The 25664-nt window shown below is 43.1% G+C and carries 21 protein-coding genes and 1 pseudogene; 12 read left to right on the top strand and 10 right to left on the bottom strand.

All coding sequences use genetic code 11. From position 1 onward, the window contains the following. Positions 1 to 152: 152 nt before the first annotated feature. The 3 genes from EGC80_RS03170 to EGC80_RS03160 all read left to right on the top strand — a co-directional run bounded on the left by EGC80_RS03170 (position 153) and on the right by EGC80_RS03160 (position 2272). Positions 153 to 599 (top strand): hypothetical protein, encoded by a 447-nt coding sequence (locus tag EGC80_RS03170; protein WP_124012715.1) that lies wholly within the window; start codon positions 153 to 155, stop codon positions 597 to 599. Between the two features lie 115 nt (positions 600 to 714). Next, the gene (locus EGC80_RS03165) at positions 715 to 1311 is read left to right on the top strand and encodes a CueP family metal-binding protein (RefSeq protein ID WP_124012714.1); all 597 of its coding nucleotides are present in this window, start codon (positions 715 to 717) and stop codon (positions 1309 to 1311) included. 397 nt (positions 1312 to 1708) lie between these two features. After that, complete coding sequence (locus tag EGC80_RS03160) at positions 1709 to 2272, top strand: NapC/NirT family cytochrome c (RefSeq protein ID WP_101033150.1); 564 nt, start codon at positions 1709 to 1711, stop codon at positions 2270 to 2272. 114 nt (positions 2273 to 2386) lie between these two features. Here the strand turns inward: EGC80_RS03160 and EGC80_RS22955 are convergent, their stop codons facing one another. Further along, positions 2387 to 2704: a DUF1145 domain-containing protein gene (locus tag EGC80_RS22955; protein WP_283107394.1), complete on the bottom strand. Its 318-nt coding sequence runs from the start codon at positions 2702 to 2704 to the stop codon at positions 2387 to 2389. Beyond that, positions 2685 to 3302: a 16S rRNA (guanine(966)-N(2))-methyltransferase RsmD gene (rsmD, locus tag EGC80_RS03150; protein ID WP_124012712.1), complete on the bottom strand. Its 618-nt coding sequence runs from the start codon at positions 3300 to 3302 to the stop codon at positions 2685 to 2687. Before rsmD ends, EGC80_RS22955 begins: the two co-directional genes overlap by 20 nt. A gap of 180 nt (positions 3303 to 3482) precedes the next feature. On the opposite strand from rsmD, the gene ftsY reads away from it, so the two are divergent. From ftsY to rpoH, 4 genes are all read left to right on the top strand, one after another. Continuing rightward, positions 3483 to 5102: a signal recognition particle-docking protein FtsY gene (ftsY, locus tag EGC80_RS03145; protein ID WP_124012711.1), complete on the top strand. Its 1620-nt coding sequence runs from the start codon at positions 3483 to 3485 to the stop codon at positions 5100 to 5102. A 3-nt stretch (positions 5103 to 5105) separates the two neighbouring features. Then, complete coding sequence (ftsE, locus tag EGC80_RS03140; RefSeq protein WP_124012710.1) at positions 5106 to 5795, top strand: cell division ATP-binding protein FtsE; 690 nt, start codon at positions 5106 to 5108, stop codon at positions 5793 to 5795. After that, positions 5792 to 6757 carry a permease-like cell division protein FtsX gene (gene ftsX, locus EGC80_RS03135; RefSeq protein WP_124012709.1) on the top strand — a complete coding sequence of 322 codons (966 nt, stop codon included), beginning with the start codon at positions 5792 to 5794 and terminating at the stop codon, positions 6755 to 6757. Before ftsE ends, ftsX begins: the two co-directional genes overlap by 4 nt. Positions 6758 to 6987: 230 nt before the next feature. Beyond that, entirely contained in the window at positions 6988 to 7845 is an 858-nt protein-coding gene (gene rpoH, locus EGC80_RS03130) for an RNA polymerase sigma factor RpoH (RefSeq protein ID WP_101033144.1), read from the top strand. Between the two features lie 216 nt (positions 7846 to 8061). Here the strand turns inward: rpoH and menE are convergent, their stop codons facing one another. Genes menE through menD form a run of 4 tightly spaced genes read right to left on the bottom strand, consistent with a single transcriptional unit; the run spans position 8062 to position 13236 of the window. Further along, positions 8062 to 9591: an o-succinylbenzoate--CoA ligase gene (gene menE / locus EGC80_RS03125; RefSeq protein WP_124012708.1), complete on the bottom strand. Its 1530-nt coding sequence runs from the start codon at positions 9589 to 9591 to the stop codon at positions 8062 to 8064. Positions 9592 to 9593: 2 nt separating this feature from the next. Continuing rightward, the gene (menC, locus tag EGC80_RS03120; protein ID WP_124012707.1) at positions 9594 to 10688 is read right to left on the bottom strand and encodes an o-succinylbenzoate synthase; all 1095 of its coding nucleotides are present in this window, start codon (positions 10686 to 10688) and stop codon (positions 9594 to 9596) included. A 2-nt stretch (positions 10689 to 10690) separates the two neighbouring features. Next, on the bottom strand, positions 10691 to 11497 hold the full coding sequence (gene menH, locus EGC80_RS03115; RefSeq protein WP_124012706.1) for a 2-succinyl-6-hydroxy-2,4-cyclohexadiene-1-carboxylate synthase: 807 nt from the start codon (positions 11495 to 11497) through the stop codon (positions 10691 to 10693). After that, complete coding sequence (menD, locus tag EGC80_RS03110; protein ID WP_124012705.1) at positions 11497 to 13236, bottom strand: 2-succinyl-5-enolpyruvyl-6-hydroxy-3-cyclohexene-1-carboxylic-acid synthase; 1740 nt, start codon at positions 13234 to 13236, stop codon at positions 11497 to 11499. Before menD ends, menH begins: the two co-directional genes overlap by 1 nt. Positions 13237 to 13936: 700 nt before the next feature. Here menD and yjeH point away from each other — a divergent pair. Continuing rightward, entirely contained in the window at positions 13937 to 15214 is a 1278-nt protein-coding gene (yjeH, locus tag EGC80_RS03105; RefSeq protein ID WP_124012704.1) for an L-methionine/branched-chain amino acid transporter, read from the top strand. A 16-nt stretch (positions 15215 to 15230) separates the two neighbouring features. Here yjeH and EGC80_RS03100 read toward each other — a convergent pair whose 3' ends face one another. Together EGC80_RS03100 and EGC80_RS03095 are read right to left on the bottom strand one after the other, a co-directional pair. Next, a complete protein-coding gene (locus EGC80_RS03100; RefSeq protein ID WP_124012703.1) occupies positions 15231 to 15680 on the bottom strand; it encodes a tellurite resistance TerB family protein in 450 nt (149 codons plus the stop codon). A 126-nt stretch (positions 15681 to 15806) separates the two neighbouring features. After that, positions 15807 to 16352, bottom strand: coding sequence for a DUF2780 domain-containing protein (locus EGC80_RS03095; protein ID WP_124012702.1), 546 nt, complete (start codon positions 16350 to 16352; stop codon positions 15807 to 15809). A gap of 170 nt (positions 16353 to 16522) precedes the next feature. On the opposite strand from EGC80_RS03095, the gene EGC80_RS03090 reads away from it, so the two are divergent. After that, the gene (locus EGC80_RS03090) at positions 16523 to 17245 is read left to right on the top strand and encodes a hypothetical protein (protein ID WP_124012701.1); all 723 of its coding nucleotides are present in this window, start codon (positions 16523 to 16525) and stop codon (positions 17243 to 17245) included. Positions 17246 to 17277: 32 nt separating this feature from the next. Further along, positions 17278 to 18717, top strand: a complete 1440-nt coding sequence (locus tag EGC80_RS03085; protein ID WP_124012700.1) for a DUF4145 domain-containing protein — start codon at positions 17278 to 17280, stop codon at positions 18715 to 18717. 779 nt (positions 18718 to 19496) lie between these two features. Here EGC80_RS03085 and EGC80_RS03080 read toward each other — a convergent pair. Together EGC80_RS03080 and EGC80_RS03075 are read right to left on the bottom strand one after the other, a co-directional pair. Then, positions 19497 to 20516, bottom strand: a complete 1020-nt coding sequence (locus EGC80_RS03080) for a DUF4382 domain-containing protein (protein ID WP_124012699.1) — start codon at positions 20514 to 20516, stop codon at positions 19497 to 19499. 680 nt (positions 20517 to 21196) lie between these two features. Continuing rightward, positions 21197 to 22207: a DUF4382 domain-containing protein gene (locus EGC80_RS03075; RefSeq protein WP_124012698.1), complete on the bottom strand. Its 1011-nt coding sequence runs from the start codon at positions 22205 to 22207 to the stop codon at positions 21197 to 21199. A gap of 577 nt (positions 22208 to 22784) precedes the next feature. Between EGC80_RS03075 and EGC80_RS03070 the strand changes: the two genes are divergently transcribed. Then, entirely contained in the window at positions 22785 to 24632 is a 1848-nt protein-coding gene (locus EGC80_RS03070) for an SLC13 family permease (RefSeq protein ID WP_233768586.1), read from the top strand. A gap of 753 nt (positions 24633 to 25385) precedes the next feature. After that, positions 25386 to 25643, top strand: a pseudogene (locus EGC80_RS22950) (SEL1-like repeat protein); the annotation flags it as partial. Positions 25644 to 25664 lie beyond the last annotated feature (21 nt).

The following is a 25664-nucleotide window of genomic DNA, read 5'->3' as shown; positions in this document are numbered from 1 at the left end:
TGTTTGTAACCTTGTTTACGAGGGAACCAATGGCGATAAATGGCCATCAAAATGTTATTAACTGTTAAGTGACTCATAGTTTTAAGCAATTTATCTTAGTCACGAGTGAGGTCAATGATAGGCTAAAGGTCATTATCCACTCGGTTGAATTCATGAAACTAACCACAACATTGCTGGTAGTGTTTGCCCTCATCTTACAAGGATTAACGTCCTCAAGTATGGCGATGAATAGTACACTTGCTTGTCATGAAAACAGCCAAGTCTCCATGTCGACGGCAAAACAGTTATCGACTCACATGGGCCATGCTTCAACATCTGATGAAACCGGCGCCGGTACCTGCAATTGCCATGATAACGAAGCATTTATAGCAGATTCAATGCCGTTATCTCAGCAATCCACGGTTCAAGCTATTTCTCCATGTGAACCGTCAGATAAACACAATTGCGACAAATGCAGCCATTGTGATATTTGGCATAGCGCGCCCTGTGCATTGATGCCGATAGGATTTACTTTCGATAAAGTCGCGATGGAGTTTACCCCAACTCCGCTGCTTAATTTCACCTCCGTTATGTTAATTGATCAGTCCCCACCGCCTTAATCGTTTATTCCAAAAAAACACCGTATTTCACAATCAACACAGCTCTTTTTTTGGGAGGATGCTGAGTGTATTTCAACACTCAATGTCCCGAACTATGACGTATAAAGGTACTATTATGTTTAAAAAATTATTGATCAGCAGCTTCATCATGCTTGGTGCTAGCACCCTTGTTCAAGCACAAGAGCCTATGGACGCACAACATTTTGAACAATTAAATTATAAAGAAGCAGTATTAACCGCAAATTCATTATATAGAAATGATCAAGGTATTGTTGTTAAAGTGCTACCCAATAAGATCACGGCTTCATTTGCTAATGGCAGCTCTGCATCGGTTGCTATTCCACAAGATCAATTCTTCTTATCTATTGCCCCTTTCTTAAGTCAAACTCACCCGTGCACCAACCATGTTCCAACGGGATGTACTGGTGAATTGGTCGGCGAAAAAATGCATATGTCGGCTATTGATGTCGCCACCGGAGAGGAAATTCTCAATCAAATGGTCACCACTCAACCCGACGGGTTTATTGATTTTTGGGTCCCTAGGGATCGCAAGTTAGCGTTCACTTTTCATCATGGTGACAAAAATGGCGTATACCGAGAAGCTAAAGAAGTCATATCAACGGATGAAAACAGCCGCACTTGCATTACCAGTATGAAGTTATTGGATAAAAATGATCAGCCTGCAACGGAGTCAAAACACAGTCATCATTAAGCATTAGCGCTAAAGGTTAATGGAGCTAAAGGCTGTATGTAATTGCAGCCTTTGGCGCATAAACCTAAAACCAGCATTTTTTGTCATGGTCAGCTTAGGATATAGGCTGATGTTACTGACAAGATAATTTTTACCATTACATTTGATGCACGTTTAGCTATCAAGTTACAGCCATTGCATTTGATCTACTTTCTAGCAAGTAAGTTCCTACAGGGGTCAATCGGCTCCTTTTTTGATGCAGCACAAACTAAAGTAGCGATCTAGCTCGCATTTTCGATATATTTTCGATAAGCAATCATCAAAATAGCGACTAAAATCAATTTTCTAATTTCTAAAAATCCTAAACTAGACAAATAAATATTAGAATTCCATTTTTTGCTATTACGGAGATTGAACAATGAACTGGCGTGCACTATTTAAACCAAGCGCGAAGTACTCAATTATTGCCCTTATTGTGGTGGGTGTAATTGTTGGGGTAGTCGGCTATTTTGCAACACAACAGACTTTGCATGCGACAAGTAGTGATGCTTTTTGTATGACATGTCACCGAGACCATTCGTTAAGAGATGAAGTTATGGCGTCAGCTCATGGTGGCGGTAGTGCGGGTATTACCGTGCAATGTCAAGATTGTCACTTACCTCATGGACCATTTGCTTATTTACTGAAGAAAATCGTTGTGTCTAAAGATTTGATTGGTTTAATGACCATCGATGGTTTTATGACTCAAGAATGGTTAGATGAGAACCGTAAAGAACAAGCGGATCTTGCCTTAGAATACTTCCGCAGCAATGATTCTGCTAACTGTCAGCATTGCCATACTCGTATTTATGAAGATCAACCCGATACGATGAAGAAAATGGCAGTAAGAATGCACAGTATGAACTTTAAAAAAGCACCTGAATCTAGAAAGACCTGTGTCGATTGTCATAAAGGCGTCGCGCATCCTTACCCTAAAAGCTAGTTTTAGTTTATAGGCAAAAAAACCCACTCATCGAAGTGGGTTTTTTTATCACTGTTTTTTAGGGATTACCTTTTAGGGATTGCCTTTTACGAATTGTCTGGTAGAGATGATCTGTTAAAGATTGCCTGTTGTGGCCGGCTCTGTAGGGGAGAGTAAGCCGAAAACACCCCAGCATAGGATGGCCCTATATTGGTGGCGAAACCTTAAGGGTTTACGCGCTAACACAAGCAAAAGTAGCAAGGTGTGCATTAAGGCTGTGATGCTTGCCACGGCCAGCAGTAGTGCCGTCGCGCCTGAGTCAAAAGGGATGACACAGCTATAAGCAAATAACATCCACATCGATAATGTGGCGGTTTTACCGATTAACACGATATCTGTGATCAAGTGTTTTTGTTTTATTATGGAACCTTGTTTAATCTTGGACACTTTCATTGGCCTCTGCATTAAGTGATCCAGCTTGTTGATATTGATACAAGCGGTAGCATACTTGTCCAGCAAATTTTTCTTTTAAGGGGATCCAATTAGCTGGGACATTACAGATTGTTAACTCTGATTCTGTTTCAACATAAATTAACGCATGATTATTTAACCAATGATGTGCCGCCAATAGCTCAATGGTCTTAATGGCTAATGCTTTGCGAAAAGGGGGATCGATAAAAACCACATCAAATCCTTCAGTCGTGCCTTGTGCAAGGATTTGTAAACTGTCAGCATTAATCACTTCAGCGTTATGACACTGCAGCGTAGCGAGGTTTTGCTTAAGTTGGTTGGCCGCATTTTTTTGCAGTTCAATCATTTTGGCAAAGCTGGCATAACGCGATAATGCTTCAAGGCATAATGCACCACTGCCAGCAAAACAATCGAGCACTCTGGCACCACGAATATCGGTTGCAAGCCAATTAAATAAGGTCTCCCGTACGCGATCAGTTGTTGGGCGTAAACCTTCAAGATCATGGATCGGTAACTTACGAGATCGCCATTGACCTGAAATAATCCGCACCTGACCGCTGCTGGTATTTTTTTTAGCCATCTCATCCTCGTGATTTTGCCTGAACAAAGAAAAAAGAAAGTGGTAGACTATGCCACAATCTGAACCGTCGTTATTTTATATCAAACTTGTGATTAAATGTGAGTATTGATCATTTTACTGGTGAGAGATGCAACAAACGGTTTCAACTGAATTTTTAAGCATATAAAACTGGTAGCAAACATGGCAAAGAAAGGTTTTTTTTCCTGGTTTCGTAAAGATAAGCCCGCCCCTGAAGTTGAAGAACAACACGTTGATGCGGAGCATGACGTTGCAACAGAGGCTAAAGATCAAACCCAACAAGCTGAGCCGCAAAAGCAAGCGGATGACGTTGCGCGCTTAGAAGCCGAGCGTCTTGAAAATGAACGTGCAGAACAAGCCCGTGTCGATGTCGAGCATATTGCAGCGGAAACGTTAGCCGCTGAAGTATTAGTCGCACAACAGCTGGCAGCAGAGCAACAAGCTCAAGTGGTAGAACTTGCTCGCATTGAAGCGGAACGTCTTGCGGCAGAACAATTAACAGCCGAAAAGCTGGCAGCAGAGCAACAAGTTCAAGCGGCAGAGCTTGCTCGCATTGAAGCGGAACGTCTTGCGGCAGAACAATTAGCCGCCGAAAAGCTGGCAGCAGAGCAACAAGCTCAAGCGGCAGAACTTGCTCGTATTGAAGCGGAACGTTTTGCGGCAGAACAATTAACAGCCGAAAAGCTGGCAACAGAGCAACAAGCTCAAGCGACAGAACTTGCTCGCATTGAAGCGGATCGTCTTGCGACAGAACAATTAGCAGCAGAGCAACTGCAGTTAGCCGAACAACATATCCCCACAGCGTCAATCGCATTAGAAGAGCAAGAGGAACCTCAAGCTAAGCCTAAGAAAGAAGGCATGTTTGCGCGTTTAAAACGCGGTTTAATGCGCACTAGCGAGAATGTTGGATCGGGCTTTGTTGGCTTATTTCGCGGTAAAAAAATTAATGATGACTTATTTGAAGAACTCGAAGAACAATTATTAATTGCCGATGTGGGCGTAGAAACCACCACTAAATTAATTAAAAGCCTGACCGAGCATGCCTCGCGCAAACAACTTAAAGATGCGGAAGCGCTTTATGATTTAATGCGGGAAGAAATGCAAAAAATACTCGATCCGGTTGCAGTGCCTTTGGTCCCAGAAAATCCCAACGGTCCGTTTGTTATTTTAATGATCGGAGTGAACGGTGTTGGTAAAACAACCACTATTGGTAAGCTGGCTAAACAGTATCAAAGCCAAGGTAAATCTGTCATGTTAGCTGCGGGCGATACCTTTCGCGCGGCGGCTGTTGAACAGTTACAAGTGTGGGGGCAGCGCAATAATATTCCGGTAGTGGCACAGCATACCGGCGCTGATAGTGCTTCAGTCATATTTGATGCCTTACAAGCCGCTAAAGCGCGTAAAGTCGACGTATTAATCGCCGATACCGCGGGGCGTTTACAAAACAAAAGTCACTTAATGGAAGAGTTGAAGAAGGTCGTGCGTGTCATGAAAAAACTCGACCCAGATTCCCCCCATGAAGTCATGTTAACCTTAGATGCCAGCACGGGTCAGAATGCCATTAGCCAAGCACAGTTGTTTAAAGAAGCCGTTGGCGTGACGGGTATTACCATCAGTAAATTAGATGGTACTGCTAAAGGCGGGGTCATTTTTGCGATCGCCGATAAGTTTACTATTCCGATCCGTCATATCGGTGTCGGTGAGCAAATTGATGATTTGCGTACCTTTAACGCCAATGACTTTATTGAAGCATTATTTAGCCAGGATAAAACGGACCAATAATTTATGATCCAATTTGAGAAGGTCAGTAAAATCTATGCTGGTGGTCAAAAGGCCCTCATGGATGTCAATTTTCATCTTCGACAAGGTGAAATGGCCTTTTTAACCGGCCATTCAGGTGCCGGTAAAAGTACCTTGCTCAAACTCATTACCGTAATTGAACGTGCCACGGCAGGTAAGGTGTCCATTAATGGGCATAACATTGCCAATGTGGGACCTAAACATGTGCCATATTTACGCCGTAATATTGGGGTGATCTTCCAGAACCATCATTTGCTGATGGATAAAACCGTATTTGACAATGTTGCCTTACCGTTAGTGATTGAAGGCTTCACCCATGGCGAAATTCGTAAACGGGTGGCTGGCGCACTCGACATGGTGGGTTTATATGGCAAAGAACGTCATTTGCCGATAATGCTTTCTGGTGGTGAACAGCAACGTGTGGGTATTGCCCGCGCCATTGTTAACAAACCACCATTATTATTGGCTGATGAACCGACAGGTAACTTAGACCCTAAATTATCGATGGATATTTTACGTTTATTTGAGGCCTTTAATGACTCGGGGACCAGTGTCCTCATTGCCACCCACGACTTAGGCCTTATTGCGCGAATGAAGTATCGTACTTTTACTCTGCGTCAAGGACGCATGCTCGGTGGAGAAAGCTCTGCCTCTGAAGGGGAGTACATACGATGAGTAAAAAACCGAATATTACTCAAAGTAAATTACCCTTAAGTGGCCGTATTGTGATGTTTTTTATTCGTCATGTGCAGCAAGGCACCTCGAGTATGGGTGAACTTTGGCGTAATCCAGTGTCATCAATTATGACCATGGCAGTATTGGGCGTGAGTTTAAGTTTACCGGCCGCATTACAGGTGCTGGTTAAAAATGCTGAAAACATCACCCAGTCTTGGAACAGTGCTGCTGAAATTTCGTTATTCATTAATAAAGGCCGCAGTGAGCAATCTATTCAAAGTTTATTGTCGCGTATTAAAGTCTTCCGAGAAGTTGAATCCGTGACGTATATTAGTCGTGAGCAAGCATTAGAAGAGTTTCAGCGTTTATCAGGTTTTGGTGAGGCACTTGCATACTTAGATGAGAACCCTTTACCTGCAGTGGTTACCGTAACCCCTTCGGTTAAATACTCGAGTCCGGCAGGGGCGCGTGAGCTACTGGTAAAATTAGAGCGCGAACCAGAAGTCAGCTTTGGTCGTTTAGATATTGAATGGTTAGAGCGTTTGCAAGCATTGCTTAAATTACTTGAGAAAACCGTGCTGGCGATTGCCGCCTTGCTGATCCTCGCGGTGGTATTAGTGATTGGCAACACTATTCGTCTTGCGATTATGAACCGTCGAGCTGAAATTGAAGTGATGAAGTTAGTGGGCGCGACGGAAGCCTTTATTCAACGTCCTTTTTTGTATACCGGGATTTGGTATGGCGTTATAGGTGGCATTTTGGCTTGGCTAATTATCAACCTGTTAGTGTGGTATATCGATAGTGCCTTAGCCGAATTATTGGGTTTATATGGCAGTGAATTAACCATTGAGTCGTTAACATTTTTAGAATTAATTAAACTGGTGTTACTGGCATCATTTTTAGGCTGGTTGGGTTCGTATTTATCTGTGCGTCAGCACTTACGTAGCATTGAACCGTCATAATAGCCGGCGTATAATAATGCTTAATCCCAATAATGAACGTTTGTTCACTTGCATTGTGATTACCTAGCGGTAAAAATGTTCATCCAGTAGAACCTTATTTGACATATGATGTCGTATAGTTGATAGTTCATCAGCTAAATAGGGTGAGCATTCTTGTGTTGTGAACCAAGAAGCTTCACTTATCGTATTAAGATAGCTGAAATATATTTTTGAATGTAGTAGGAGAGCGAATGACTGATCAAACGCAATCAATGGCGCTGACTGTTCCACACAGCACTAGCAGTCTAGAGGCGTACATCCAGTCTGTGACCAGCATTAACATGTTGGACGCGGATACAGAGTATGGCATCGCCAAGCGTTTACAAGAAAACGGCGATCTACACGCTGCAAAACAATTAATTATGTCGCATCTTCGTTTTGTTGTGCATGTTGCGAAAGGCTACTCTGGATACGGTTTACCACAGGCAGACCTTATTCAAGAAGGTAATATTGGCTTGATGAAAGCGGTTAAACGCTTCGATCCTGATGTTGGTGTTCGCTTGGTCTCCTTTGCGGTACATTGGATTAAAGCTGAAATTCATGAATACGTACTGAAAAACTGGCGTATCGTGAAAGTCGCGACCACAAAAGCACAGCGTAAATTATTCTTTAATATCCGGAAGTCTAAAAAGCGTTTAGGTTGGTTTAGTGACGCTGAAGTGACTATGGTCGCGGAGAATCTGGGTGTATCTAAAGCTGACGTGACTGAGATGGAGTCTCGCATGGCAGCACAAGATCCGGCTTTTGATTTAGCCAGTGACAGTGACGACGACCATCAAGATTTTGCCCCAGCATTATTCTTAGAAGATCATTCTTCAGATGTGGCATCGCAGGTTGAAAATGCCAATTGGGAAGCCGATTCTCAAACACGTTTATTATCAGCAATCAAAACCTTAGATGAACGTAGTCAGCATATATTACGTGCGCGTTGGTTAGATGATCATAAAGTGACTTTGCAAGAACTGGCATCGACTTACCAAGTCTCTGCGGAACGTATTCGGCAGTTAGAAAAGAATGCTATGAACAAACTTAAATCGTGTATAGCGTAAGATCTAGCCTATTCGATTTTGATAAATTAAAACCTGCAACGGCAGGTTTTTTTATGACTAAAAAGTGACGTTTTGTTTGCGAAGCTTTATCTGTGTCAATTAAATCTACTCCAATCTACTCTAATCTAATCCAATCTAATCTAATTTAATTTAGTCTATTCAAAAGTGACCGATGCAAGGGTTGTTCAATCGTCGCTGAGCAATCAATAACCCCATTTATTGCGCTTTTTTTGAAGCGGCTATCTGAGTTAGAATCGCGCTAATAATACTTTTTCTTGGCACTTTTAAACCACCAGAGATAACCTCTTTTGGCCACATAAAAAACTGTCTAGGCCGCTTGAAGCGTGCCAGCGTTGACTCAACTAACTGACTCAGCTGTAAATTAATGGCGTCTATATCAATCGCTTCAACTTCAATGTTTTTAGCATCAAAGGCTGCAATATGCCCTGCATCAACGCCATGACTGTTGTCTACTGCACAATAATCAATAATGGCGGCAGGTAAGTGGCCAAACGTTGCATCGTCTATCGGAAATACAATGGCTTGGGCAACATTAGGATGGCTTAATAACACCGCCTCAAGTTGTTCTGGATGAATATTTTCACCACCACAAATAAACATGTTATCTACTCGACCTAAAATACTCAGCTGACCCTCGGAATCTAATTGGCCCTTATCATGGGTACAAAACCACCCTTGCTCATCTACGGGAAGTGTTAAGCCATTTTCGGTTAAATAGCCTAAAAATAAACAGTCACCTTTAACCCAAATCACTCCCTCTTTTAGGCTAAGCTGTCTTGACGGTAAAGGGCGACCATGATGGCCGGATAAATTCGCTTTAGCTGTGGTGATTTGCGAGCTCATCTCTGTCATACCATAGCTGGTGTAAGCGTTAATGTGCAGGTGTTGTAATTCCTCAATCAGTGCAGACTCTATGACCCCGCCGCCTAACAGTAACGCGGAAATATGGCTAAATGCTTCAGGTTGTTGCTGCAGTATCTGTATTGCTTGGGTGGGCACTAATGACACATGGGTAATAGAACTGCCTCGCAGCTGTTCGGCCAGTGACTGTGAAGGATTTCGCAATACAATGCAGGCGCCCGCGAGGGTACAACGATGAATAATGGCTAACCCACCAATATGAAACAGTGGTAACGATAATAGCCAAGCATCGGTTGTTGTTAAAGGGATCGAGGTTGCGGCCCCTTTGGCGCTGCTCACATGGTTAATTAAACAATGCATTGCGGCTTTGGGTGTACCACTTGAGCCTGAGGTGAGAATAATGTTTGAAGCTTGATGCGCTGGTATCTTTGTAACACTGCTGGCTGCTTGAGGTACATTCTGAGGTAAATCAATATCGAGCCAATGGTTAATCTTAATGGTCGTTTTTTTGCTTGGGGTATCGGTCCAGAGCCATTGAAGAGCAAAGCGTTTGATAAGCTGATTAATCTGTACATCGGCAAATCGAGGCGACAGAGGTAAAAATATCCATCCCGCATCAACGCAAGCCCAATATAGGCAAATCATTTCAATATTATTATGTGATACACAAGCCACAATGTCGCCATGCTTGACGCCTTGAGATTGCAGCTGTTGCACTACATGGCGGACTAAACCACTTAAGCGAGCATAGTTTATTCGAGAATTAACATGAGAATTGGTGCTGGTGTTTACGCCATCATGCGAGGTCTCAATCGCAATGGCATCTGGGGTTGTTAATGCTGCTTGATGCAAAGGTGACATCATTATTAACCTACCTTGTTCGGATCACGTGTTGGGCCAATATGAGTGAGTTGCTGTAATACCTGATGGTTTAGTTGTGGCGATAAGCCTGAGGTTGCTAACAGTACTGGCTGAGTAAAGGCGCTTAATGTATCAAGGCCTGGCGATTCATCAGGGGTTAATGCTTGGCTTACTAAGCGTAAGTCGTTAATGCCCATATCAGCTTCTAAGCTTGAGCTTAATATACAACGCACTCCCTCGAGATGAGCTCGGCTGATCATACTTTGCAATTTTTCCAGCGAACCCAATAACATAGGTTTGATGATTAAGGCCCCCAAACCGGGTTGCTGTAAGGCTAAATCGAGATCAAATTGAGGCAAGTTGAGTGATTCATCTAACGCGTAGTTAATGCCTAGTTGGCGGTATATTTGCGGATTATCATTTGGGTTAATGCAGGGTTCTTCAATGTATTCAATTTTGTGTTTTGGTAAACACGCTAAAAAATCGATAGCCTGTTCAAGGCTAAAACCACGATTGGCATCTAAACGTAATGTGACATGTGGTGCAATGGCCAGTACTTGATAAATAAATTGGATCTCGCTTGCCATGCTAGTCTGAGCGACTTTAATTTTAACACTGTTTATGCTGGCTTGTGTCAGTAGCTTTTGGGTGATAATGGCTGTCGACATACCATCATAAAGTAACGGCACCACTGCTGATTGAATCGGTGTATTTTCGATAATAATAGGCAGGCAATGGGTTGATTTTGCATGCAATAAGCTTAATGAGAATGCCAATGATGGCAGCGATATCTGCTGGGCAATGGCATTTAATACCACTAAGGGTTGATCTATCAAAGAGGGTAATATCTGCTGCAGTTTTGATTTCACTTCATCAAGCGATTCTTGGCTAAACCCCGTTATCATCTGGCTATCAATGTCCAAGCCTGACAATGGCGCTATTTCAGCCCAAGCCGTTTGTTGATTATTAAGTTGGATATCAAGTACTAATCCTTTGCGAAAATCAATTCGTTGTATACCCACGGGTAAGCTCGGATTGAGTTCAATTTGATATTGATACAGGGTGCAACTGGTTATCGTTAAGTCGTCTGATGATGACATTGTTACTCCTTTGAACCCATTAGCGGATCTAAGCACAATAACGTCAGTAGGGTATCGATAAACAATTGAGGATGCAGGCTGTGAATATTATGTCCTGCAGCATGTAATGGGTGTAATTGTAAATTGACTGAACCTGCGAGTGCCGCCTGCCAATCTATAGCCACTTGAGCAAACTTTTTATCATCAACACCATATATAAAATGGCATGGGCAGTTGAGCCGCTCAAGTACATTTCGACAGTCTTGTTGCAAGCTCAGTGAGGTTGTCATGTAACAATTGGCTAAGCGTTGCGGATCGTTAATACGGCGTATTGAAATAAGTTGCTGCTTTTGATGTTCGCTCAAGTCGCTAAATACCGCTTGCTGGTACCAAAGTGCCAGAAAATCCGCTAGGGCTAAATGCTGGAGTTTGTTAGCCCAGAGACGGTCGCTTTTGGCTCGGGAGGCTTGTTGCTGAGCATCTTGTAACCCAGGATGGGCTGATTCGAGTGTTAAACTCAGTAGCGAATCGGCAAAATCAGCTGCAATATGCAGCGCTATCCGACCCCCAAGAGAGTAGCCCAACAAATGAAACTGTTGATAACCCATGCGGTGCATTTTACTGACAATCAGCTCTGCAGCTTGGTGTAAACCCGGTGAGGTTAAGGTATCTTCGTTACCGCCATGCCCAGGTAAATCAATACAAATACAATGGAAATATTGGCTTAAACGGGGCATTAAAATAGACCAGTCGTCTTTACTGCCAAGGAAGCCATGTAGCATTAACAATGCAGGTAAGTGTGGTCGGCCAAAACGACTGATTATAACCATTAGTGTTGTTTCACCCATTGGCTGATTTGAGCGATTTGATCGCTGGCTTGAGTATGGCTGACATTGATTTCAATGACTGAGGCACAATTAAACTCAAAGGCTTCTTGATAAGCTTGATTAAACGATTCAATGTCATCGGCCTGTCGATAGGCCAAACCAAACATAGCCGCACCATAGCCAAACTCTACACCATGGCTTAACCGATAAAAGTCATTGCGAAGTTCCTCATTGGGTACGGGCAATAAATTAAAGATATTACCGCCATCATTATTGATAATAACCAGCACAAATGGATGGGTCATTTGTGTTAACAGTGCCAGTGAATTTAAATCATGTAAACAGGATAAGTCGCCCATAACCAGAGTGGTCGGTGCATTTTTGTCTGCGGCAACGCCACAAGCTGTTGCAATTAACCCATCGATGCCAGAGGCGCCACGGTTGGTATAAATGGCTGGTGTGTTGGTCGCAATTGGCGCATACATATCGTAAAGCCTGATAGGTAAACTATTACCGATAAACAGTAAATGTTGATCCGTTTGAGCCAATGCAATGGCGCGTACGACTTGCGCTTCACCAAAGGTTTTATTGTCGATCTGTTGTTTAAACAGTGACTCCAATGATTCATTTAGCGGTAATAATTGTAATGCCCAGTTGGCTTGTGATGATCGTGGCCAAGGTAATTGGCATACCGCTTGAACGCTTGCTTGGTAAAATTCTTTAGATTGATGGGTCGGATCTAAACGATCGCCGTATTGACCCACATGCCAGTAGCTATGCCAAGTTTGCTGAGCAATATATTGAGTTAAACGTTTGGAAACAAAACGGCCCCCAAAGACAAGTATCCGCTCAGCTTGTTCAAGTTTTTTGTTGGCTTTAGGGTTTAATAACAGTTGGTCAACGTGGCCTATTACCCCAGGATGTTGACGTAACTGTGATTGTGCATCGACTAAAACCGGCCAGCCTAATTTTTGCGCTAACGCGACGATTTGCTGTGGATTATCTTCAGGGGCTAAGGTGCCAACCACTATCACGCCCTTACCATGAACAAAGCGCATTAAGGTGTCTGTTGTCGGTAAGTCTGCACTCGTTAGTCGAGCATAACGAGTTAATGGCTTAGTGTTTTCAAACCATTGGTTTAATGGCGCAAGATACGTTGATGTTATAATACTAGCCGTTTTCTTTACATGGGCTAATGTCACCAATTCTGCTGGGTATAGAGGCTCGCGGTACATGCAGTTTATATGCACAGGTTGATGCTGGTTCGCTACCGCATGATCAATTGTACTTAATAATGCATTAGCCGGATAACCAAGATCAGGCGTTGGTAAGTTAACTTGTTTGGCGTATTGAGCAAATATAGCCGGCTGAATAATGGCTTGATTGGCGCCGCAATCAATCAGCTCAGGCGGTCTGTCGCCAGACAAAATAATCAGTGGTACATGGGTTAACCATGCCTCAACAATCGCTGGATAAAGATTGGCCACTGCGGTACCTGAGGTGGTTATGATAGCGACAGGGGCATTGCTGGCCTTTGCCAGTCCAAGTGCCATAAAACCTAAGCCTCGTTCGTCAAAATGAATGTGACGCGTAAGCTTGGTTTGACTAGCAGCAGCCAATGTTAGCGGAGTTGAGCGAGAACCTGGCGCCATACAGACATGCTTAGCCCCTAAGCGTGCAAGTTCTTCCAAGATCAATTGACCCCATAACAAATTCATATCGGCGCTGGTCTGTTGTTGCATATTGGCTCATATCAAAGATAAATAAACAAATATTAGTGTAACGTCAAGTTCGCTATATATCTAAGATTTAGCGCAAATTTTTATCGAAAATCTGCGAAATAAAGCTTGTGGTTATAAGCAAGCAACTGCGGCATTCATGCTTGTTTTATTTTTGTTGCAATGAGGTTGCTAAGATGATTTTAATAAGGTAGCAAAACAATAATAATAACAATAATAACAACAATATAAATAACGACAAAATCCTTCAGAAGATGGCTTCCGCTGTATTATGTACAGAGAGTCGATAAATTGCCCCATCGCCCCAAGGGAGTGAGTGAACGGCTCGATGCTATGCGGTCGATAATGAGCATTCGAGGCTAAAAAGGATGTTAACTAAAGAGGCTCAAGATCCTGTAATAATGTCAGCTATAGGATGAATAACCTGCCGAATTTGATACTGTTACTGTATTGAATGGGGATGCATATAGGCTCATCAATTCATTTAAATCGTAATATTTTGGCCGGTAAGGATTTGCGTTGTGGCGGTTAAAATATTAATTGATTCAGTACCATGGTCACCACTGTGTTGAATTTAAAAAGTATGCTGACCCCCGTTTTTTTTGTAACGCCCTAAGCAAAACTTGATAGCCGCGAATTAATCCGCATCATGTTTACCTGTTTGCCCTTATAATGTCGCCATATATCTCACAAGATTAAAATAATGAATCAAATAACAGCAACAATCGGACGCTGGCAAGGCGCAGGCTTAATGGCCACCACATTGTTAGGCACTGGGGTATTTATTTTACCGCAAATGACCATAGAGGTAGCCGGTTCAGGTTCGTTATTGGCATGGTTATTATTGACGGTTGCGATTATCCCGGTGGCATTAGTGTTTGGTTTGTTAGCGAGTCGTTTCCCTCACGCCGCTGGCCCGGCTTACTTCATTGAAAAAGCCTTTGGTGCCACAGCAGGCCGAACAATTGGGTTAATCTTTTTGTTAGTCATCCCCATTGGCGCGCCAGCAGCCATTTTAATGACCTTTCAATTTTTAGATGCATTGGTGTCGATATCTGGGATTGGCCAATTAGTGGCTGAATTGCTGATTGTGGTTGTGTTATTGCTGCTCAATATTAAAGGCATTCAGGTGTCAGCTAAATTACAATTTGCCCTCACGTTGCTGATAGTTACGGTAGTGGCGATATTATTTGGTGCTAGCGGGTTAAATGTTGATCAACTACAAACCTTCGCTCATACCAGCCACCCGCAGTTTAGTGGGGTTATGCTCGCCATGGGCATTGGTTTTTGGAGCTTTTTAGGTATTGAAGCCATGACCCATCTTGCGAGCGATTTCCGCCAACCCGATAAAGACTTATTGCCTGCGATGATGATGGGGACGGTATTAGTGGGGATTATTTATTTGGCCTGTACTTTTTTATTGCTTATGGTGCCAACAGAGGGTGACGGCTTAGCGATGATATCAGCGTTTGATTACTTACTCTCAAACACCGTATTGAGCGGCTATGGTGGCTACATTATCGGAGTATTAGGTATTGCTAGCGGGTTAGCGACAGTGAATGTGTATGCTGCCAGCGCTGCGCGTTTGTTGTGGAGCTTTAGTAAAGAAGGCATAGTGCCACGCTATTTTGATAAGTTAAATCCACATGGTGTGCCTTTTAGAGCCTTGTTTGCTATTTTAGGCTCGATGGCAGTGGTCATTGTTGTCACCTTTTATGGTGCTCACGAACTAGAAGATTTAATCGCTTGGAGCAATGGGGTTTTTGTGATTATTTACCTGTTGGCCATGTTGTCTGCTGCTAAGTTACTCAGCAAACGCTACTTACCTTTGGTGGTTGCGGGTTGCTTATTTTGTATCGGTTTAGGTATTGCTCTTGGAAGCAATATGATTTATGCCATTGTAATGGTTATTGTTGTTGCCCCTTTTATGTGGTGGCAAAAAGCACATCTTACACGTAAGTATTTAGTGAGTAATCACTAAGGATAATGGGCTTTATTTAGCGAGTTTCCATGGCAATATTACGCATTTGAATCAGTTCGCTGTGTTTTAAGTGCAGTAACTCTGCCGTACGACGAATAATCTGGTCTTCATATTGAGACAGTTCACCGTCGGAATAGGCTAATTGCCACATTGACAGCAGTAATTTTTGTTTATCATTAATACTAAATTGAGCATTGATTTCGGCGGTGAATTCAAATAATGATGTGGCGTCTTTACGACTTTGTTTCGCCTCGTCTATCAGGATTATCGCTTCTTCTGAGCTAATGCCTAAAGTGTTGATGAGCATTTCTGGCAGTAAAGCTGCTTCAGCTGCGGCCAAATTTTCATCGGCATACACAACCTCTTGTAATAGGGTTGCCGCCGCGAGGTTGAGGTTTTTCTGTTTATCTTCAGGGCTACTTTCTTGAGCATGCGATTGGAGAAACTGCTTGAGTTTAGCGATCATAATCACTCCGTTATAATGACATTAGACATACCGATGCTAGCAAAAATGATAATCCCAAGCGAATAGCATGGGATTAAATAATGTTAACGTAAGTTCACTATGATTGTCAGACCGTCTTAAGGCTGATTATAAAACTGAGCCTAGGCCTTTGATTAATAAATCAACCGTGCCGTCACCGCCACTTTGCTGTAGATAGTTTTTAGCGATATTCACCATAGGTGTAATATATTCTTTTGAGATACCTAGTTTGTCAAAAGCATCATATACCATTGCGCTACCTTGTAACGCAGTGCCTAAATCACCCGTTTTTGATAATAATCCTGACATACCACTGTCTGATGCTAACGCAGGTACCGCAGCAAGTAGACCGTCTGTATTAGGGATGCTGTCGCTTAATTGACTGAAATCATTTGCACCTAAATTACTTTGGGCCAAGCTAAGTAGTGACCCTAATCCGCCTTCTGCTTGGGGTTGAGTTAACCCCAGTTGTGACATAACGCTAGCCACTAAAACACTTGATTGCTCAGTTGCTTGGGATTGGTCAATTGTTTTAGCTTGTTCTGCTGCCGGTTTTTTGGTTATTTCAGTCACGTTATCTAACCAGCCCGCCGATGCTGGAGCTGAGAATATAAAGGCGCTAAAAAGTATCGCTAATGATAATGCCAATTTCATAATGGGTATCCTTTTATGTGGCTAAATGTCAAAACTTAGATGCTATTTTAGCCTAATTTACATAAATGCGACAAATGATCGCATCTTTTAATAATTTGATTTGTGCAAAATACGTTTTTTTTGGGTATCCTAAGCGCCATATTCGTCGTTAATAGATTACTGGAACCCACATGTCATTGTTTGCAATTATGGCTGAAGCATTTAACTTTTTTCGAAACCACATCCGTCAGCTTGCCGTACTGACTTTGCCATTTTTGTTAATCCAAGTCGCGATTCAACTTTGGCTGGGTAATGAAATGATCCAAGCGGATGTTGAAAACCCGCAATTTGGTGCTATTCATGCTGCTGCAATGATGGTGCTATTGTTGGTGTTTTCATTTTTAATTGCCGCCTTAACCTTATATTTAGAGTTACGCTCTCAAGGCCACGATCTTGCGCCGGCACAAATACTAAAAGCCAGCTTTCCGTTTGTACCACCGCTATTACTGGCTGGGGTATTTTCTGGTTTAGCGATTTTAGCGCCAGTAATGATTTTTGCGGCGTTTGGGCCACTGTGGTTAATTGGCTTAATAGTGAGCTTGTACTTATTCTCTCGCCTAGCCTATGTCAATTTTATGGTGGTGGTTGAGCGTTTAACGCCATTTGAAGCGATTAAGAGCAGCTTTAAATTTAGTGGCCCTATCACCATTAAAACCATTGCGGTATTAATGCTATACGTGCCATTGTCTCTATTAGGCGGTATGTTTTCACAATTCGCGATGCAAGTTGGCTTTCCGCTACAACTGGTCGTTGAAACCACTTTTTCGTTCTTAGGTTTGTTCGTTAATATTGCTTTGTTTAGATTGTATATGATCAATCGTAAAACACCGGATGCTGACAACTCTGAAGGATAAAGATGTTATAGATACTCAAAAAGGAGAGACCATTGTTAAATGATATTGAGTTTATTGATGGTTTCTCTATTGAGTTGGGCAATGATTACCGTTTAGCCAAAAGCTATGTACGCGACATTCCAACCCAAGCGTTAGTTTATATTAGAAGCTTTACCCATAAGTTAGCCGCTCAATTAGCTCAGAAGCATGATGTAACATTTACCTCTGCCAACTTATATGATCGCATCGAACAGTTAAATCAGCTGCGCGTGATTGATGTTGCTGCCGTGCGGGCGTTACATCGCCTGCGCAGTGACGGTAATCGTGGTGCCCATCCTGAAAAATATCATTTAACCCAAATTCAGCTCATTAGCATCGCAGAAAAGTCGATTCGTCATATTTTGCAGTTAATTGTAAAGCTATACCCCTCTTTACATCGAGGCACTGCACCCCGCTACCAATTTGAAGCATTTGATTCATACGCTGGCCGCGATTTATGTTATCGCGCAGTGATGAAGAATGATCCTGAAGCACAGTATTTAGTGGCAATGTCACTCAAAGCCAAAGGGTTAATGTTACAAGAGCAGGAGCGCGCGTTGGCGCAAACCATTGACACATCCGCGACAGAAAGCGCGGCGACGTCGGCATCCGTTGAACAAACATCAGCAGAGGCATTTGCACAAGCGGCACATTGGTTTCGTGTTGCATCCACTCAACATCAAGCGGCATTATTTGAGCACGGTGTGAGCTTATTGCATGGCTATTGCAGCGATCCAAATCCAATCGAAGGTGAGCAACTTATTGCTAAAGCTGCCGAAAAAGACATTGTTGAAGCACAAGCATTACTGGGGTTTTTCTACCTTATCGGCAGTAATCAATTTACCGTCGACCTAACTCAAGCCGAGCGTTTATTGACCCTTGCTGCCAATGCGGAAAATGCCGAGGCTATGTCTAATCTTGGGGTGTTGTTTTATCAAGCCCAGCAGTTCGAACAAGCATTTGTATGGATTAATAAAGCAGCCCAAGCAGGTTATCCGAATGCACAATATCATTTAGCCCTGATGCTGAGCGAAGGTTTGGGTTGCCAAATAGACTTGGCTGCGAGTCAGCAATGGATGAGCGAAGCTGCCGAGCAAGGTCAAGTCGATGCAATGTTATATTGCGGCAGTGATATTTTGCATGACGACAATGCCAGCCAACAACAGCGCACTAAAGCCGAGCATTACTTACATCAAGCTATAAAGTACGGTCACAATGTTAGCGCAATGATAGAGCTAAGCGTGGCGTTAGCCGACGGTATTCTAGGCCGTATCGATGTGGTGCAAGCGGCGTATTTACTCACATTAGCTAAGGTACACGCCAATGACGATCACTTACAAGTAATCGAACCATTGTGGCAATCATTAGCAATGCAAATCGACAGTGTGATCGCGCTTAACCCAAGCGAAGATGAAATGATCGCGCTGAAACAAGCCAAACACTTACTCGAATAAGTCATGTTTTGTTTCTAAATAAGAGCGTGTGACCTTAGGGCCGTGGCGCTTCGCCGACACCCGACTTAAAGGGATAAAGTGACATTTATGCAATAGAGCGTTATTGAAATAGAGTCCTTACTAAACCCGCATCGCACCAACGAATTTGCACTATTTAAATAACTGCATACCATAGCTTTAGTCGATATTACCGCCTCAAAGAACCTAAGAACTAGATAATAAAACCTTATTAAACAGGCGCTTATTACGATGGTGATGTTGATTTGCAATAAGCGAACTATTGATGCGTCAATGGGCATTATTAGCAAGACTAATCGCAAAAAAAGAGCAAAAAAGTAGCAAGTTTGATATGAAATAGACCAAACATTCTGATCTTGGCTAACTTATCCCATCCCTTAACCTCTGTTGAGGTTACGTTAGGATTAAATCGTTAGCTCAATGTTGTCCAGTAATCGGGTTGGATTTATTAATATGTTTATGCCCATATTGAGTTGGATAGTTAAGGAATAAGGTAGTTTTATTCAGGGGTTATCACTACAACCGCGAATGTTATAGCCATTGATGGCCTATTTTTTTAAAGTATCTTTTCTACTTAATGGCTGCAGATCTTACTGGGTGTTAATGGTTTTTTACGGTTAAATGAATGAGCGAGTCATAAAAAAAAGCATCCATTACGGATGCTTTTTTATAAGTCAGCTTTATTTGGTGTTAAGCGAGTTGCTCAAGACTATGGCTTAAGACTATGGCTTAAGACTATGGCTTAAGTCTATGGCTCAAGACTATGGATTGAGCGTGTTAGCAAAATCACCATTAGCCACAGTGCCATTGGTCACTGTCACTGTTTGTTTATCCGCATGGATAAAGAAAGGTAGCTCTAAATCATCAGGGTTGTTATTGAGATCAGGATCGTCATTTTGGGCTACACAGGTGTAACCCACACTGTAGCTGCCTGCAACGACGAAACCAAATTCATAGCCTTGGCCAATGACTTCACCGTTCTGATCGATAATATCGTTGACTCTAGCAGAAGCAATTGGCGCAATTTGTGGTGCCACAACGGCATCACTTCTGAAATCGCTCATATTGTCGAGTGCTGTTGCATCTGAGTAAAGATAGACAGCATGACTAAAGAGGCTGCCACCTGCTGCTGTTCCACATAGTGTCTCGAGCTCTGAGGGAATATTGCCTTTAATGGCTCCGACTTCAGCATTGTTATGTAACTGAACTGATGTTGGTTTTAAGGTCCAGTAGTCTTTATTGCCGTGGGGGTCTTGTAAGCCACTGTTTAGGTCAAATTCGGCGACAAAGCTGTTTATACCGGCTGCGATAGTAAATGTTTTATTGAAAAATAAACGGCCAGTATCAGCATCGTCTGCGCCAACACCGCCACAAGAGCCATTGCTGTTGGTTGTCAGTCCATAGAGATTATCATCTATGGTTTTAACAAAAGAGCTCTCGGCATTTGGCGTTTCACTTCTTTGCATGTAAATACACATTTGGTATTCGCCAACGGGGATACTTTGACCGCTCACTAAAGTTTCAACAGCTGTACCTTGATATTCGAGTAAATTGACTTGTTTTAAATCGCCGTCGTCAGACACGTCAAATGAAATGCTGCCCGTATCATTTTTCAATACGACTTGCTTAAAAGCGATAGTCACGTTTTTTGCGTCACTCGGGTTATCTGACACGCCTAAGCTAAACTCTCCCATTTGCGGCGAGGAAGTGTCGTCACCACCACCACAGGCGACAAGCAAGCCCGATAGGGAGAGCGCAATCAGTGTTTTTACTGTTTTCATGGTGGACCTTCTTATTCATTGGAGGGATGGCGTTGTCGTGAAAAAACAATCTCTTGTCTTAAACGTTAGCTAACTTTATCGAGTATTGTTCAGTTTACAAGCGTCAATATTTTGGAACGCGTCAATTGCTTAGCGTTATATGCCAGACGGTATGTTGATACTTTTTTATTGTTATTAAAGTCATTAAGATAGAATGTTTTTATCCCAAAATTTACCAAGGACCGCAAAGATTAATTATTCAATACAATGAGATTTGGGTTCAGAAAATTGTTTGGCGGTGTCGTTGCTGAGCGAAACTAAGACTATGTTTTAAAATGATCTGTACCCTTAATAATAGACATTTAGATAAGCATTAGATCCTAAATCGTGGTGTTGTAATGACAAGTAATACATTACTTGTTGTTATTTGAACGTAGATAATGGAGTAAAAACCCTAGCTCATTCCTGTCCATCTACCCGTCAGTGGATATTTGCTGACTCAAAACGGCCATTGTGTGTTAGAGAGAAAAACCGATTGCCACTTTTATGTGAAGAGCTGCGGCTCTACCTCAACGCAACGATAACAATGATTAACGAGGTATCTGCTCATACTTCAACTCAATCATCATTACCGTTAACTTAGTTCACCATGCTTTTAGGCGTGAAGGCTCCCAAATTGAATGTGAGCCTGACTATTATCGCTAGCCGCCCAAACCCATACCCATGCCGCCGTGATGACCACCATTGCCATTACCGCACTCATGTACCGTCTGCTGGCCACCCTGTGTACCTGCTTCTATGGTAATTGAACCTGAATCTTTAAACATAACAAATGGACCACTAGTGATCTCATCGGTGATTGGATCATCTACATGGCCTAAACAGCTATAGCCGACCCGATAGTTTCCGGCTGGCAAGTAGCCCATGGCAAAGTGCCAGTTGCCGTCGGTATCCTGCATCATAGGACTGACTGCCGTAGGGGGGATGAAACCCGCTGGTGGATTGGTTCCCATATCTGCCATTTGGTTAATATCGGTGACCTCTTCGGGGTACAGGTAGGCCATATGGCTAAATTGCCCTCCCGCCGAAGCCAGATCGGAGTGAGTTGTTTCGCAATCGGCAATCCACTGGGGGTCGACCTCACCTAGCAAGTGACCCATATGACTATTATCGACAGACCACATGGCTTCATGATTTAAAAGGTATTGCCCCTGCTCGTTAGACAAGCCACGATACAAATCAATTTCCATGGTGATGGCAAGATGCTGGTCAGCGACGACCTCAAAATCCGAAACGGGCAGCTGTCCATTGGTAATATGCAAACCGTGGCGACCCTGGCCATCTTCAACATAGCAGCCGTCATTGCCATCGCCTTGCTGGGTGGTGACATAGGCATCATGATACTGCCCTGGGGGCAAGTCGATGCTATCGACCATAAGATGACTGTCCATCCCCTGGAAATCGAGTAGGTTAAATGCCATATCCTGTAAGTCATGCCTATGGATGTCGCCCGCGGCATCTGTCATGACCAGTTCCCCCATGACCATGCCCACATGGGTAACGCCAGCCATAGGCGAGTCGGAAATGGCTAGAGAGAACTGCCCCTGAGGCAATACCTGTTCCGGCGCCGTGACAGTACTATCACTATCACTCCCACAAGCCCCAAGCCAAAAAATTGAGGATAAGACCAACATTGTTTTACAAATCGTCATAAAGCCGCCCTGAATATATGAAATTTATCTAATGCTAATCCTTTGGAGGTAGTAATGCTAATTGGTGAGATATAAATGTGATCCTGAGCCAGATGCAAGATGTAAAAATCGCTGTTTAAGATTAAGATATTGAAAATAATGGTTATTAATTGTTGTTCTATGGTTTTTTATGGCGCTATAAAAATCATATGACTAGTAACAATATCCAGCATAAGTCTTGCAAATCAAACAAAAAATACCTCTTACTGGATGATGACATTACTGCGACATGGCTACAGCTTGTGTTTCGTCAGGAAAACAATTCAATTTTGACATGGCGTTAAATGACAATGTTAGGCCGCTGAATCTTCAATTTCATGCTTGCCTGTGGGTTATACAATAAGACATAACCCATAACTTGCTGATTTGTTTCTCTTCAATTAGCTTTATTAGAAAAAAAGCCTAATATTTAGGTGATATAGGGTCAACAAACAAACGCCAACCTGCACTGAAGAGCGTCGTAGAAAAGATCTTCAGAGCAAGCCTCTGCTTTACCATGCATATGCAAATAAAAAAGGTTAACTGACAGGTGCCAGCAATGAATATCATGACTTTGCCACCGCTTCCTGATGTGCATGCACTTGCAGTGCTATTGCTTGTCTTGCTTGCTCTGTTTCTGTTTACCAGAGAATCTATTGCCATTGAGACGTCGAGTCTGTTTATTCTGGCAGTGCTGAGCATAGGTTTTACTGTTTTTCCTTACATCAACGCCCAGGGGCAACATCTTGAGGCGCTGCAATTTTTCAGTGGTTTTGGCCATGAAGCGCTGGTGGCTGTGTGTGCATTGATGATTGCCGGAAACGGCTTGGTGCGCACGGGAGCCCTGGTGCCTCTTGGCCGAATTCTAGCGCGTTTATGGCGAGTAAGCCCTGTATTGAGTATGTTGCTGACCCTGCTGATTGGCGCTTTTCTCAGTGCATTTGTCAATAATGTGCCGATAGTCGTGCTGCTGCTTCCTATTCTGATCAGTGTCTCGCTGCGAACCGGAGCGCCTGCTTCGGGGGTGTTAATGCCAATGGGGTTTGCGACGCTGGTGGGCGGCATGAGTACCAGTATAGGTACCTCGACGAATTTGTTAGTGGTCTCGGTGGCTGCTGATATGGGCCTGAGAAGACTGCAGATGTTTGATTTTTTTGTACCAGCAGCAATCGTTGCCGGCATTGCCATTGTTTATCTATGGTTGATTGCACCACGCCTACTGCCTGCACGTAAGGCCATACTCAGCGATACCTCTCCAAGAATATTTTCCGCCCAACTGGTGATATTGGAAGACGGTTTTTCCGTCGGCAAGACATTGACAGAGCTGACCGAAAAGACCTCAGGGTTGCTGGAAGTATCACGCATCATGCGGGGTAGCGGAACCTATATTGTCCCCTTGCCGGATGCGCAAATTCAGGCAGGGGACAGGTTGATGGTCAATGAAACGCCGGACAATCTTAAGGAGCTGGAAAGTGCTCTGGAGGCCATGCTCTATGTCGGCGATAACCCGGTGGATGAAGAGCATCCATTATCCGGTGAGGGACAGCAGATCGCCGAAATAGTTGTCATGCAAGGTTCTCCTCTGCTTGGCATGACCTTAAGGCAAGTTAACTTTTATAATCGCTATCAGTTAATGGTCCTGGCAATACATCGGGGGGAAAGCTCAGTCGAGACGCTGCGCGAAAAAATAGCCCAGGCTCGCCTGCGCATCGGTGATGTTCTGCTGGTGCAGGGTAATCAAGATACCATAGGTGAAATCAAACGAGCGGGTGAGCTATTGGTTCTCGATGCGACCGCAGACCTGCCGCACACCGATAAAGCGCTAACGGCTCTGCTGATCATGGCTGGGATTATTCTTGTGTCGGCATTTGGGGGCGTTCCCATTGCGATCAGCGCAGTCGGTGGTGTATTACTGATGCTGATCACCCGCTGCTTAACCTGGCAGCATGCTTCCATGGCGCTGAGCACCCAGGTTATTCTGATTGTCGCGGCGAGTTTGGCGATGGGGGCTGCATTATTGAAAACCGGCGGTGCAGAGTATTTGGCCCAAGTCTTTGTGGCCTTAACGGCGGGGGCTTCTTCGGCGGTTATTGTGTCTGGACTGATGTTGTTAATGGCAATTATGACCAATATTGTTTCCAATAATGCTGCGGCAGTCATTGGTACTCCCATTGCTATCAGCATCGCGCAGCAACTGCAGGTTGATCCCGAACCCTTTGTTATTGCTGTGCTGTTTGGCGCCAATATGAGTTACGCCACCCCCATGGCGTATAAGACTAACCTGCTGGTAATGCATGCGGGTGGTTATAAGTTTATCGATTTTGTCCGTGTGGGCGTTCCCCTAACGATCATTGTCTGGCTGAGTTTATCGCTATTACTGCCGGTCATATATTCGCTCAGTTGGTAACATTTGCCGTGGCATAATGAATGATCAACATCATTTGCCTGTTTATTCTTTATTGCCTACGGCCACTAACGGCTGTTCCCTCTCTAATCTTCATAAAAGAATTGGCCAGCCGCCCTGCAACATTTTCCCGATTGACTTAAACAACAGATGCGAAAAGGTCGCCATGGGGATTGATCCAGCATTTATCTTCGTTTTAATCCTGCTTCGGCCCATCTTGCAGTAAAGAGTGAAAATGCTAACGCTTCCGATAGGCCTGTCAGGCTCACGCATTCTTTTATAAAGAGTCTTCAACGTCCTCAAGTTTAGAGTTGAATTTGTCCCTTTTAACGTCAACATACCGACACGTTTATGCCCCAAAATGTGTTAGTAGCCGATTTTAAATGTCACTAATTTATTCAATAAATCCTGCTACAGACATACTCCCTACAAGCTGTAAATGTACAGTTATAATTATTCCCTAAGAATTGGCCACTATTAGCGATGCAAAAATCAGCTCAAATGGCATCGATAAATTAGCGTGTAAAAATATAACATCTATATTTCAACAACTTAATTTTCCATGTGTAGTAGCAATAGACCCTATAAATATTCTTGTCCAATTTTGCGGAATGACTAACCTGGAATTCTTAGATGATGATGATGGATTAGTCTATTTACATCAATAGGTTACATTGATATATTTAATGAAAGTGAAGTAGATATTTATTCAAGACGCTGGATGATAGCCTGTTAACTTCGTGAGGAGACAATAAAATCAAAGTTTTAAATATTATTTTATCTTTAGTCATTTTTAGCGCTGTTGTTGAAGCTGACTATAAACCTCCTGCTGAGGAGTCCAGTCAAGGAATCACAGCTTCGGTTACTGTTGAGGCTGCTTCCAAGCTGGTAGATATTGAAAAATTAAAAGTCTGTGCGGGAACAAATCCTTATTGTTCATTATCTTTAGGGGTTTTCTATTTATATGGGAAGGGAGTAGAGAAAAACTATCAAGCAGCATTTGAACTTTTTTCTTTTGCTGCAAAATATGACATT

Source organism: Shewanella psychromarinicola (genome assembly GCF_003855155.1).
Classification (GTDB): Bacteria; Pseudomonadota; Gammaproteobacteria; order Enterobacterales; family Shewanellaceae; genus Shewanella; species Shewanella psychromarinicola.
Note: the sequence above shows the minus strand (reverse complement) of the source record. Positions and strands in the feature narration are given on the sequence as shown.